The organism is Aliiglaciecola sp. SL4 (assembly GCF_041538045.1).
In the GTDB taxonomy this organism is placed as follows: Bacteria; Pseudomonadota; Gammaproteobacteria; order Enterobacterales; family Alteromonadaceae; genus Aliiglaciecola.
The window spans coordinates 93,964-107,562 of record NZ_JBGOSE010000008.1; the positions used below are offsets into that span (position 1 = coordinate 93,964).

General features: G+C 38.0%; 10 protein-coding genes. 4 read left to right on the plus strand and 6 right to left on the minus strand.

Going from position 1 to position 13,599, the window contains the following annotated elements; all coding sequences use genetic code 11:
* Positions 1–588: 588 nt before the first annotated feature.
* The 3 genes from AB6T38_RS13000 to AB6T38_RS13010 all read right to left on the minus strand — a co-directional run bounded on the left by AB6T38_RS13000 (position 589) and on the right by AB6T38_RS13010 (position 6,349).
* Positions 589–1,986 (minus strand): FGGY-family carbohydrate kinase, encoded by a 1,398-nt coding sequence (locus tag AB6T38_RS13000; RefSeq protein ID WP_372547721.1) that lies wholly within the window; start codon positions 1,984–1,986, stop codon positions 589–591.
* Positions 1,987–2,354: 368 nt separating this feature from the next.
* Positions 2,355–5,411, minus strand: coding sequence for a TonB-dependent receptor (locus AB6T38_RS13005; RefSeq protein WP_372547722.1), 3,057 nt, complete (start codon positions 5,409–5,411; stop codon positions 2,355–2,357).
* Positions 5,412–5,563: 152 nt separating this feature from the next.
* Positions 5,564–6,349 carry a DeoR/GlpR family DNA-binding transcription regulator gene (locus tag AB6T38_RS13010; protein ID WP_372547723.1) on the minus strand — a complete coding sequence of 262 codons (786 nt, stop codon included), beginning with the start codon at positions 6,347–6,349 and terminating at the stop codon, positions 5,564–5,566.
* A 317-nt stretch (positions 6,350–6,666) separates the two neighbouring features.
* Here AB6T38_RS13010 and AB6T38_RS13015 point away from each other — a divergent pair, with 317 nt between their 5' ends.
* From AB6T38_RS13015 to AB6T38_RS13025, 3 genes are read left to right on the plus strand one after another with little or no spacing between them, the layout of a single operon-like run.
* A complete protein-coding gene (locus AB6T38_RS13015; protein WP_372547724.1) occupies positions 6,667–7,671 on the plus strand; it encodes a TRAP transporter substrate-binding protein in 1,005 nt (334 codons plus the stop codon).
* A complete protein-coding gene (locus AB6T38_RS13020; protein ID WP_372547725.1) occupies positions 7,668–8,165 on the plus strand; it encodes a TRAP transporter small permease in 498 nt (165 codons plus the stop codon). Before AB6T38_RS13015 ends, AB6T38_RS13020 begins: the two co-directional genes overlap by 4 nt.
* Positions 8,166–8,194: 29 nt before the next feature.
* Positions 8,195–9,487 (plus strand): TRAP transporter large permease, encoded by a 1,293-nt coding sequence (locus AB6T38_RS13025; protein ID WP_372547726.1) that lies wholly within the window; start codon positions 8,195–8,197, stop codon positions 9,485–9,487.
* 237 nt (positions 9,488–9,724) lie between these two features.
* Here the strand turns inward: AB6T38_RS13025 and kduD are convergent, their stop codons facing one another.
* The 3 genes from kduD to AB6T38_RS13040 all read right to left on the minus strand — a co-directional run bounded on the left by kduD (position 9,725) and on the right by AB6T38_RS13040 (position 12,432).
* Entirely contained in the window at positions 9,725–10,489 is a 765-nt protein-coding gene (gene kduD, locus AB6T38_RS13030) for a 2-dehydro-3-deoxy-D-gluconate 5-dehydrogenase KduD (protein ID WP_372547727.1), read from the minus strand.
* A 14-nt stretch (positions 10,490–10,503) separates the two neighbouring features.
* The gene (gene kduI, locus AB6T38_RS13035; RefSeq protein WP_372547728.1) at positions 10,504–11,334 is read right to left on the minus strand and encodes a 5-dehydro-4-deoxy-D-glucuronate isomerase; all 831 of its coding nucleotides are present in this window, start codon (positions 11,332–11,334) and stop codon (positions 10,504–10,506) included.
* Between the two features lie 300 nt (positions 11,335–11,634).
* A complete protein-coding gene (locus AB6T38_RS13040; RefSeq protein ID WP_372547729.1) occupies positions 11,635–12,432 on the minus strand; it encodes a DeoR/GlpR family DNA-binding transcription regulator in 798 nt (265 codons plus the stop codon).
* A 718-nt stretch (positions 12,433–13,150) separates the two neighbouring features.
* On the opposite strand from AB6T38_RS13040, the gene AB6T38_RS13045 reads away from it, so the two are divergent.
* On the plus strand, positions 13,151–13,519 hold the full coding sequence (locus AB6T38_RS13045; protein WP_372547730.1) for a hypothetical protein: 369 nt from the start codon (positions 13,151–13,153) through the stop codon (positions 13,517–13,519).
* Positions 13,520–13,599 lie beyond the last annotated feature (80 nt).

A 13,599-nucleotide genomic window follows, 5' to 3' on the forward strand; every position in this document is an offset into this window, starting at 1 on the left:
TAACAGTTAAGGTTGCCGGTGGTTATATGGTGACTGCCCGAATATTAGTAATGTTTAAAGGTAAATAAAGAAGTGTCGTGGAGAGTATGGAATTTATGATAAATGCAATTTACATTGCTTGAGTGGTCTTATTTGTATTCGCTCTTAAATGACTAAGTCATCCTTCATCGTCAAGGAAAGAAAATACCTTATCAGTTTTAGGGATGTTAATTGCGGTTGTTGTGACGCTATAGGGTCAGAATATTATTTCCTGCGAGTGGATAACTGTTTCGCTAATCGTGGGAAGCATAATTGGCAGGGGCATGGCTAAGCCCGTTGAAATGACCAGAATGCCAGAAATGGTATCTGTGCTCAATGGAGTATGAGGGATGGCCAGTCTGTTAGTGGCCCTAGCCGTTTTATGTTTGCTGGAGAAAAAATAAAGACCTAGATCGTTATATTATTGATGCTGATTTAGCGAAAAATGTATTTGTTCTTAAACGATGTATGTCATCGTGTAAAAAAATAGGGTATAAATTTGCTTATACCCTTTCAATTTTTAACCAATAAAAATTTGTGGCAGTTATTAAAATGTTCAAACTTATTTAATTAACTATCTTGAACTCGTTCTCGCCAAACATCTCTGTAACGTTTTAAATTTGATAAACGAGTCGGAACCGCTGGTTTTAAATCTATTTTTAAAGGAGCGCCGCTGGATATTTTTTGCCAATCAATTAATGACGCGCACCCTTGCACAGTTCCGGTGTTATCTGCAGAAAGCCATACAGATTGTGTTGGCCGCAGTTGCGCAATTATTGAACAGAGCAAAGGGTTTTGCAAGAAAGCTCCTTCTATATATATATCTTCTTGGGACTGCAATAAATCTAATTGAAAATCAATCATAAGAGCACAGTATAAGGTTGCCGTTTCAGTACCTTGTTTAGGTTCAATTTCACCTATAAAAGCCGGGGTATGTCCGCCAAAAGGACCGCTTCCGCCGCTAAAGTCGGGAATGGCCATAACGTCTTTATTAATTAATTCTTGCAATACAGAAGACTCTACAGGATCACCAAAAGCACCACCTAACATAGCACATATTTTTTCAAATTCTCGACCACCCATAAAGCGTGCACAAGGAATAGGAGACGACATTGCATCCACATTACCCAGCATATCGCGTTCTGCCGATAAACAAGACGTAGACGTTCCAGAACTCATCAAGACTGTCCATGTACCGGTTGATATAACTGTAAATGGCTTACTATTTTGTCTGATTTTGTAACGTAAAAAACTAGCGTTACTATCATGGATCCCTGCATAAACCTTACATGACGTGCTTAATCCAGTTAATTTAGCGATGGCAGGACTAATTGCACCAAGATTTTGCCATGCCGGTACAATTTTGGGAAATAGTGGAAGCCAATTACTGTTTTTAACCATACTCGAGTAATCATTTTCTAATGGTGACCAAAGATCAGTATGACAACCTAAAGACGTTACTTCGGTACATCTCTGCCCGGTCAGTCTCCAAACCCAGTATTGTGGATACATTAAAATATCAGTGCATTTATCGAATGCTTCAGGGTATCTTTTTTGTAGCCAAAATAATTGTCTTCCAAGGTTTAAACCCGCGGGGAGGTTAGGAGACAAGGTTTCAGAAAAGTCAGGCCTTAAATTATCATATTCACCACCACTTATGCTTGAATATTCGTAATCGAGCACCGGCAGTACTAAACCATTTGAGGAGGCTTCACTGTTTCTATCAATAAGAGCAGCAGTGGCTCCATGAGTCGTCACAGAAAATGCAGTAATTTCGAATTGGGCAGTCAAGCGTTCACAAATGGACACCATCCAATCAAAAATCCCATCAACATCTGCATGTGGAAAGGCACCTTTTGTCAATATGCTATTCGCTCTAGATTCGCTAAATACTGATTTGCGGTTTTCATCGAGGAGGTGCAATTTAACGTTGGTCTTCCCAATGTCGAGAATTAGACTGTGATACATTTCAATTTTCCATTTTTAGTTTGTTTGTACTACATAACCGTTTTTGTGCTTATCGATTACTTCTTAAACATTATGTAATACTTAATGAGCGATTTATTAACTAATTGTTAAACACTCTACCTTTATGTGACTTATTTTGCAATATTTTGATTGGTAATGGTGGCGGGGTATATGAACTTAATCTGTTCTTGAAGTGACCATAATAAGAAAATATGAGTTTAAATGATTTTATAAATTATATGCATCGATAACTAGCTTAACTGAAATAACATCCCTAAATGTTCATGAAGTTTCGTTTTACATGCAAATAAAAAGGCTTAATCGTAATTAAGCCTTTTGCTGAATTGATTTTTAATGAATGCTAAAATTTAGAGTTTAACAGTCATACCGAGAGTGATACGGCGATCGGTCAAGCTTTGTTCACAGAGTAACGTATCTTCATTGAAACACCATTTGGTGCGATCCTCACGTGTTAAATTCACGCCTTCTACGCCGACTGAAATCATTTCATTGATATCGTAATTGACACTCATGTTTAGTTGTCCACGAGCGCCTATTACCGGCGGGAGGTTAAATCTCATTACGTTTTCTGATTGCGTAAAAGAATCTCTCCAAGTGTATCGCATACGTACATTTAAACCGTATTTGTCATAAAATGCGGTAATGTTATATGCATTTTCAGATAAGTTATCTAGGGTAATACGTTCTGTAACAACGTCGTCGGCTAAGGTTGCTGTGCTGTTGTCAGTATCTGTTCTACCTAATAATTGATTAATTGGATTGGTCGCATCGCGGAATTCATCAAGGGCTTCTCCTGATTTTTGATAGGTGTAGTTGGCAATGATACCAAAACCCGAAGCCCAGCCTAATTCATCTTCATATTCGCTCAAATCAAATTGACCCGCAATTTCAATTCCAGATTGTGTCTCTGAACCACTAGCATTAATTTGGCTTCTTTTAATTACACAAATACCGGTAGTGTCGGTTCGGCTAGAAAATACATTATAATTTTCTGCTGGTACGTTTGGATTGAAAATACCGCCACCTTCACAAGGAGCTGTTACATCACGCTCGATTTGTCCAGTTTCACCAATTGGCTCAGCAGGTTGGTCTTGAATACTGGTAATGAGGTTTTCACGGTCTTTGTAAAATGCCCCAATACTGACAAAACTAGAATTTGTAAAATAATATTCCATCGACAAGTCGTATGACCAAATTTGTTCAGGTTCAAGAGCTGGGTTACCTACGTTAACAATGCCAGATGCACTTGTGCCAAACGTAGTTGACGTTGACAAAGAATCAAAGTCTGGTCGGCGTATATCTTTACCTATACCAGCTCTTACAACGAGTTGCTCCGTTAATTCTGCTGCGACGTTAATTCTTGGCAGGAGGAAACTATAGCTCGATGATTCACTACTCGGTGTTATTTCGCCATTTATTTCGCTAGTTCCACGTGATTCAATATCGGTAGTAACATAGCGCAAACCAACATTACCTCTTAATATCGTATCCCCTAGCTCAAGATTGTAATTACCCTGAGCGTATAAGGCTGTAGTGGTTTCTTCTATATCGAAAAATGACGATACTTGTATTTGTGGAGTGGCTAATTGTGGATTAACTTCCTCACCATATAACGCATTATTAGCAGTAATAGCTTGGTTGATCGTATCGAGTACCAATTGTGGATTATTAAACGAAATATCATTATCTATAATTAAGTAATCAGGTATGAATAAGGTTCGACCATCTGCGTCATTAAAGTTATTTGCACCAGGAACCACGACGTCTGCAAACATATTCGCTCTAGGGCGATTCCAGTTACCGAAGCTGTTACTTGATGAAATGCTATTATTCGAATTTGTGGTTTTATTCCAGCGAACGCCTAAATCAACATCGTAAAAAAATGAATTTATTTCTGAGACATCGTAAGTAAAATCAACTCGGGCTGCTCCTTCACTTCCTTTACGGCTGCCTAACCCTTGTCCGATGCTTCGTAATGCATAATTACTAGGATCGAGTAGTTCGGCGCTAGTAGGTGTTTCGGCTAAGCCGGGTGCAATGCCGAATTCAAAGGTATTGTTGGCAATATTAAATATTGCAGGAGTGCCATTATCGTTGAAGGTATCAGGTCCTGGTTGAGTACTATGTGGATTTATAAAATCGAGAGATGAATTAAGTGAAGGACTATGTGTTTCTGAATCGGAATACGATAACTCAGCGACTAGTGTATACATGTCTCCAGTCCATTCACTCCCAAAAGCAAACACGCTACTTTCTGTTAGGCGAGTCGAGTTTTGGTTACTTGTGCGTAAATTCGGATCAATTCGCTCTAAACCTCCGACTGATTCGGAGCCGACACCTAAAATTCCGCTAGTAACTACCTGTACCGTTCCAAGATCTATAGTACCGTATCTACCATCGACACTGCCTAAATCTATGCTCTCAAAGCCTGTGTTGGTGGTTGCATTGATAACTGGATTACCACCCGTACCAGAAAAGAAAGCACGAGAATTCTTTTGAGCGCGTTCTTGATCGTTTAACGTTGCGTCAAAATAAAATTTTAAGTTAGATGATTTTTGAAGTTCAAAAGAGGCGGTTAAGTTTTTAGTTTCATAATCAGCAGCATTAAGTGGCTGGTCTAGAAATTGTGTTCTTAAAAACGGAAATGATTCAGCACTTGCTAACCCTGAGTCGGGTAATACTACTCTGTCGCGATCAAATCGCGGGTTAGCAGATGCTACATCTTGTTCGGCATAACTGCCGGTTAATACAATGCCGACTTTACCAAAATCGGTATCCCAGTTATCGCCAAATGTTCCGGAAAACCTAGGGACTGTGCTATCTGCTAAATCACTATTCTCAGCTTGCACCCTAAATTGCATTAAGCGTTTTTTGAGACTATTACCACGCAAAGTGCGTAAATTAATAGTTCCCCCTACAGAGCCTTCTACTGTTTTTGCTGTTGACGCTTTAGTTACTTCTAATGAAGCTATTAGTGCAGCAGGTAAGTCATCAAAACTAATACCAGTGCGTCCACTGCCTGAAGTAACAGTAGATACACCATTAATTTCTACTCTGTTTGCATTAGTACCACGAATTTGCACGCCCGTTCCTACGCCATTTGTTCTATCAATTTGAACGCCTGTGATATTTTCGAGTACTTCTGCAAGATTATTGTCTGGTAGTTTACCTATGTCATCCGCTTGGATGACTTCTTTTAAGTTTGCAGCATTTCTTTTTTCGTAAAGCGCACTCGCCAGTGCACTTCTAATACCAGAAACTTCTATTACTTCAGTCTCTGAGTTATCCGGTTTTTCAGTTTTTTCGCCTGTAGTTTGTGCTATCGATGTTATCGATGTTCCATACAGTGCTGATGCAACTGCAAGTGCAACACCAAATTTCTTCTTATGAGTAATCGTTACCATAGTTCGCTCCGTTTTAGCGTTTACGTTCGAGTTCAAGCGATAAATATAAACACAAAATTAACAAATAACAAACATTATAAGTATAAATAAATCATATTAGGTCAACTTGGCTGACTTTGATGGTGGGGAGGGGCAAAATATGTCATTTATTATTAAGTATTTGGCGTATCGGCGATTAATACTTCGATTTCAAATGATTCAAAAAATTGAATATATTCGTTTGTAATTGCAGAGTCGGTTATCAAAATATCGACTTCTGCTAAGGGGCATAAAATGTATTTACAGTGTTTGCCAATTTTACTGCTATCGGCCAATACAATGAGTTTCTCTGTGCGTTTTTTTAATTTCTGTTCCGATCTAATTAACAGGGGATCTGATTCCATTAAACCATACTTGCCAATGCCTAATACCCCCATAAACATCATGCTACCGTGGTAATATTCAGAACCATCGTCTTCGTATGAACTTAACAATATTCCTTGTTCTCTATAAATTTCTCCACTTGGTAGAGAGATACGGCTTTCACTATTTGCATTCAAATAGTTGGCCAACACTAATGAGTTTGTCATTATATTGAGATTTAAATCGGTAAGGTATTCGGCCATTAGATATGTAGAGTGGCTTCCATTTATTATTAGTGAGTCGCCATTTTTACACAACTGCGCCGCTTTTTTGGCTATCTGTTTTTTTACTGAACTTTTGCTGTCTTTAGATTCAAAAGTGCTCGGGATATCAAGTATTTTTTTATTCAATGGGCGCTCGATAGATTCTGCCCCACCTTGAATCTTTTTTACTACCCCTGTTTCAGAAAGTTTATTTATGTCTCTTCTTATTGTTGCCTCTGAAACCTGCAATTGTTGCGTTAGGCTTTTTACACTCGCAAATTGCTTTTTTGCTAAAACCTCTTTTATTAATTCTTGTCTGTGTTTTTCTAACATCTGTCTTATACCTCATCGTATCCCAACATCGGCCAATTAATAGATTTACAGATTATTTTCTACTTTTAATTATTCCATTTTCCCAATTGTCTTTTTCAATAAAACTAAGAAAGCGCCAAGTAAAAAATCAAGTATAGTCAATTAATATCATAAACTGGAGTTACAAGTCATTTACAATCGTTAAAATTCACATTAAACTACCATTTATTATCATTTTGACAACAATTTGATTGAAAATGGTTTATTGATTTGCAGCATTGTGATTATCTAATTGTAAACAATAAGATTTGAGTTTTTTCTGTTTGAAGGGGAGTTACATGCCTAAAAAAAGGGCAATTATTTACAAGCGTTTCAGTTTGTTGTTGCTTGTGGTGATGCTGTTATCGTCTTGTTCAAAACTCTATGATTCTACAACTACCATTCCTCTTGCTCATACATTAGATGTTAACCATCCAGTTCATGTTGCGCTTTTGCATATGGATAAACGATTGCAAGAATTATCTTCAGGACAAATGAAATTGAAAATTTTTCCTTCTGGCCAATTGGGTTCAGAGCGAGAAATTCTTGAGCTGGTTCAAATTGGCAGTTTGGGCATGACAAAAGTGTCGGCCAGCCCTCTCGAAGCATTTGTACCTAAAATGAAGGTTTTTAGTTTACCGTATTTGTTTAATGACAATAAACATTATTGGGACACGTTAAATGGTGAAGTGGGTAAAGGGTTATTAAATGAAGGGACTGCATTTCGCATAAAAGGCTTGGGGTATTTCGATGCAGGTAGCAGAAGTTTTTATTCTTCTGATAATTTAATAAAAACGCCAACTGACCTGAACGGTATGAAAATTCGAGTAATGAACAGTCAATCTGCTGTAGATATGGTTAATACCATTGGTGGTTCGGCAACTCCAGTAAGCTTCGGTGAATTATACACCGCGCTTCAACAAGGGGTTGTGGATGGAGCAGAGAATAACCCTCCTAGCTTTTACTTTTCAAAACATTACGAAGTCAGTAAATACTATTTGTTGGACGAACATACCTCGATACCAGATGTAATTATTATTGGTACTCACATTTGGAATAACTTAAATAACCAACAACAGGGTTGGTTGTCCCAAGCAATGAGGGAAGCAACGGCTTATCAACGGATTCTATGGAAGGAATCTACGGAACAATCGTTGAAAGCGGTAAAAGAGGCTGGAGTAGAAATTATTGTCGCTGATAAAAAGCCATTTCAAGAGAGTGTTAAACCAGTCTACGACAACTTAAAAGATCAGGAAATAATTAAATTAGTAGATGAAATCAAGTTGATAGGGGAACGGCCATGATGCAAGTAAATTTAATGCTTGAAAAACTTGATTATGTCCTAAGCAGGTTATTAGCTTTCATTATGGTGATATTGGTTGTTGATGTCGCATGGCAGGTGATTACTCGTTTTATTCTGCCAAAACCGAGTTCTTTTACCGAGGAAGTTGCTAGGTTTTTACTTATTTGGCTTAGTTTATTGGGGGCTGCCTATGCCTATAAGTTGCACGCACATTTAGGGCTCGATATTCTGGTTCGTAAGTTATCTGCAAAGAATGCGTTAAGAGTTTTTCGCTTTAACTGTTTTTTGGTGGCTATATTCTCCGTTGTGATACTAATTGGTGGTGGAAGTCACTTGGTTTGGTTGACTTGGGTGTTAGGTCAGCAATCGCCAGTATTAAACATGCCTATGGCCTATGTTTACGTCGCAATCCCTCTCAGTGGGCTGATATTTTTTATTTACAGTATCTCTTTTATTTTTGCACCAACTGATACCAAAGTTGAAGATGCGATATAACAATTTGATCGTTCTCAGGGAAAACCGAAGTGATTAGCTTAATTTTATTCTTAGTATTTACGATTCTACTTATTATCAATCTACCGATTGCTCTGGCGATTATTTTTGCGACGCTTGTCACTATGCTCTTTACCATTGATACCTTGCCCGCAATCACTACCATAGCCCAGCGATTGGCTGTGGGCATTGATAGTTTTGCGCTACTTGCAATTCCTTATTTTATTTTGTCTGGTTATTTGATGGGGCAGGGTGGGATTGCTGCTAGGTTAGTCAACTTTGCCAAGACCTTAGTTGGTCGGTTGCCTGGCGGACTTGCCTACGTAAACGTTATTTCTTGTGCCTTGTTTGGTTCTATTTCGGGATCTTCTGTTGCCGCTACCTCAGCCGTAGGAGGTTTTATGATACCGGCAATGGAAAAGGAGGGCTATAACCGTCCTTTTAGTGCTGCCGTCACCGTTACAGCAGCCACCACAGGTATGTTAATTCCGCCAAGCAATATATTAATTATATATTCGTTAGCCAGTGGTGGAGTCTCAATTGCAGCCTTGTTCATCGCCGGATACTTGCCCGGAATACTCGTCGCATTATTGCTTATGCTGGCGTGTGCACTCTATGTTAAACGCAACAAAATTAAGCCATTAGAAAAAGAAGCGATCGACCCTTTTTGGCCATCTTTTATAGGTGCACTGCCTAGTTTGTTGCTTGTATTTGTGATTATTGGTGGAATTATTGGGGGGGTATTTACGCCAACCGAAGCAGGTGTCGTCGCGGTTTTATATTCGTTGATTTTGTCTGTGGTTATCTATCGGGAATTAAAGATAAGTGATTTATATCCTATTTTGATTAAGTCGGTCATTACCACGTCAATTGTCATGCTATTAATTGGTTCATCGTCGGCAATGTCTTGGTTAATGACCTATGAATCTATTCCTCAAGATATAAGCCAACTATTGTTAACCCTGTCAGATAATCCCTTAATCGTTTTGTTGATCATCAACTTAATACTTCTCGTTATTGGTACTTTTATGGACATGACCCCTGCAGTATTAATATTCACACCTATTTTACTTCCAGTTGTTGAAAACCTCGGTATATCACCATTGCATTTTGGTATTATAATGATTTTAAACTTATCAATTGGGTTATGCTCACCGCCGGTGGGAAGTGTTTTATTTATCGGTTGTAGTATTGCCAAAGTAAATATTACCGAAATAATACGGCCTATTATTCCTCTCTATTTGGCGATGATTGCAGCACTTGTTCTTGTGACTATCTTTCCAGCCATTAGTGAATTTTTACCAACACTCCTTGGTTTAATCTAGAATATTCAAACGATCATGTGAACATTGATGGTAATAGAAACTGAATTAATTCCATATGAAAGTGAATTAATTCAGTTTTTAAACCCGCCACAACTTGTTTCTGCCGCAATGATATAGAGTTAGTTAAATAGCTTTTAGGATGGGAACTGAAACAGATTGGGAAGGATATAGCGCTTTGTATGTTTGTTTTTTCAGCATAACAATCATACAAAGCTTATAAAGTTAGCAGAGGATCATTTACCGAGCCATCCAACCACCATCGACTAACAGTGTATGACCATTTACATAATCCGATGCAGACGACGCTAAAAATATTGCCGCTCCTGCTAAATCTTCAGGTTCTCCCCATCGACCTGCAGGGATCCTAGCTGATATTGAATCATTGCGCTCTTTGTCTGCTCTTAAAGCAGAGGTATTGTCTGTTGCAAAATACCCAGGAGCTATAGCATTCACGTTAAGTCCTTTTTCCGCCCATTCATTTGCCAATGCTTTTGTTAATTGCATTACTGCGCCTTTGGACGCGCTATATGCTGGAACCGTAATGCCGCCGGAAAAACTGAGTAAAGATGCAATATTGATGATTTTTCCACTACCATTTGCCAACATATGTTTGCCTATGCCACGGGAAAGTCTAAACACACCGTTTATATTTGCTTCCATTACCAAATCCCAATCTTCATCTGAAAAGTCTTCAGCTGGAGCTCTTCGGATCGTGCCTGCATTATTCACTAAAATATCGACTTTGCCGTAAGCTGCGATAGCATCATCTACAAGTTTCTTAACTTGTTCGGGTTTATCTTGCTCACATCCCAATGCCACCACTTTGCTAATACCAAGTTTTTCTATTTCTGCGACTGTTTCCGCTACATTTTCCTTTTTTGACGCTACCGCAATGATATCTGCACCGGCTTTTGCTAAGCCAAGGGCAATCGCGCGCCCTAATCCTCTGCTTGCGCCAGTAACCAATGCAACTTTGCCGCTAAGATCAAACATATTACTCATAAAGCTCACTCCAATTAAAAAATTTCATCTACGGTAAGGTGATCCATATCTGTAAACTCTTGGTTTTCACCTCCCATTGCCCAACAAAATGTATATGCATTTGTTCCACAACCACTATGAATTGACCAGCTTGGAGACAATGCGACTTGTTGATTTCTCATGACTAATGGACGAACATTGTCTGATTCGCCCATAAAGTGAAAAACGATATTCTCAGGGCTTAGAGTGTAATACATATAATATTCACTTCTTCGTCTGTGAGTATGTGGAGCCATTGTGTTCCATACACTACCAGGTTCAAGACTGGTAAAGCCCATCACTATCTGGCAAGTATCAAGGTTGTCTGGACTGATCGCTTGGTAAATTGTGCGTTTGTTTGAGGTTTCCATAGAACCCATTTCTATTTTCTTTGCCATGGATTTGGTGATAAGTTTTGTCGGGTATTCCTTGTGTGCAGGGTAACTGACAATATAAAATTTTGCAGGGTTATTACTATCTTCGCTCTCGAAGGTAATCTCTTCGTTTCCTCTGCCAATATACAAACTATCTTCAAATGCTAACGGATACTCTTTTTGGTTGATGGTTATTTTCCCTTTTCCACCAATGTTTAAGACGCCAACTTCTCTTCTTTGGGTGAAATAGGTGCAGGCCAGTTCTTTGTGCACTGGTAGCTCAAGCGCTTTGTTGACTGGTACAGCTGAAGCGACAACGCCTCTATCTATGTCAGAGTAAGTCATTGGGACTTCATCTTCTATAAACAAGTTATCAACTAAAAAACTACTTCTTAGTTCACTGCTGGTCATTCGTTTGTATCTTATATTGTCTGCTGAAACTCTTAAGTCCATACTCAACTCCAGATAAATTTTAGGTGTTAAAAATAGCGATAATTCATGATGTCTTATTTAGAGTAGTTAACATCAGGTTTTTGTTATCGGGCTCTGTAAATCAATAGTGATAATATACAGTCAAATTGGATTAATATAAAGCAAAGCGTGTCATTTGAGGGCGAGGTTGAAAGCATAACATATGAAAGTGTTATTTTGAGTAGTTGTTATTGTGAGAAATTAAATAAGTTACAGGTCTTTACAAACGTTATTCATCAAAACTAAAAATGTAAAAAGCTAATATTCCACAGGGCATATCTTTTATTTGCTATCTGGAACAGAAACTGTAATTACTTGAATTTCGTGCTTTTCAAAAAACTCTAAAAATCGAGGTTCAACGTTGCTGTCAGTAATAAGAACATCAACTTTATCAAGAGAACATAAAATCAAAGAACTACGTTTACCAATTTTAGAACTATCAGCTAGAACAATTAGTTGATCGGCCTGTTTTAGTAGCTTTTGCTCTGAAAGTACTAGCATAGGGTCTGTTTCCATCAAGCCAAACTCACCAATAGCTGGTGTACCCATAAACATTTTGCTACCGTGGTAGTTAGAGATACCATCATTTTCAAATGAACTTAAAATGATACTCTGTTTTCTGTATAGCTCGCCGCCTGGAAGGGTTACTTGGTTGTCCGAATTATCGGCTAACTCCTGAGCTAGAGCAAAAGAATTCGTCAGTATATTTAAGTGTCGACTGGCAAGCGCGTTTTTCATCATAAAAGTGCTACTCCCACCATTAATAATGATGGATTCGCCTTCTTCACACAGAGATACTGCCTTTTCCGCAATTAGCGCTTTGATGTCTTTATTTTGTTCAGTATCCGCCAGAAATACCGATCCCTTCAGATGCCTGCGCTCGTGGATTTGAGACGAAACATTATTTGACTGTGCACCACCTCTTATTTTAGTCAACGCTTTTCTTTTTGAAAGTTTAGTAATATCGCGTCGTATCGTTGCTTCAGAAGCTTTTAGCTTATTGGATAGAACTGGAACGGATGCATAGCCCATTTCGGCGAGTAACTCTAAAAGCAAATGATGTCTTTGTTTTTCAAGCATTTAATTAACCCTTTTTACAATATCTTAATATCCTAACCTAATTTGACGATTAAAGACATAATGTGAAAACTATTTATTTAATTATCTAAATAGTAAAATAGTAAAATAGTAAAGTTTAGCAATCTGGTTTGCCTAGGTTCTTTGATGTGTTTATATATCATTTACTCTTCTGTAATAACCTTTTTTAGCCATTTTGATGTCCATAAAAGATGTTGGAATAATAGCGAAAAGTGCGGGCACTATAGTTCTGTATGCATTAACCGATTGAAGTGCCCACAACGTGAGTATTGGCTAATTTTACATATAAACATTGCTTTTTCAGATAGTGACAGCAGACAGTTTAAGACAATTAGAATGATAAGAGCTTGAGTTGATAGAAGATAGACTGAAAATGTGACCATTTATAGTCCTAAGCTTCATCTCTGCTTTTCTTAGTCAAAGTTTTTGTGTTTTCACCTTTATTTAATTAATTTACAAGCAACAGTTATCCATCCTTAGACCTTTTTACAATTGAGTTAATTAGGCCTAGGTCGAACTCATCAATTATTCCGTGCAAATTAAAAGCGCTAATGTTTAGTAGATTAGGAACGTCACTCAATATAAACAGATTAATTTGGGTTTTAGGGTTGACCTTATATCCCTCACAACTTAATCTAATTGATAATGATTATCAATTAGATTGGTGGGTATGTATTGTTTTACATTTACGAGTTTAGAGATGGAAGTGAAAAACCCTTCCAAAGATTCCGAACTTGAGTTAATAAATCGGTATGTTCACGCTGGATTAGAAAGAGCTAAAGGAATGTGCGATAGCCAAGATACCAAGGCTGCACATTTACGTATCTTAGATACTTTATTGAATGTGGTTTGTGATAGTCTGCTGTCCATAGCGTGGCGTAAATATTGTTTTCGCATGATTCAGCGACTTAAACCTTTGTTGTTTGAGATATTAGAAAGCCGACAATATCATCGAATAATTGCTGATATTACAATTCTTTATAACTACTTTATTGAGGATACCCACAACAACGGCATACTCAAAAACAGTGGCTCTCAAATTTTTTATTTTAATCCATCACGCAAATAATCAAAATCGAGAGGAGCTTAGCATGTCATATTTCCAATTTGATGCCCAAGCCACCAAGTCTGGATGAGGACCACCCTAAA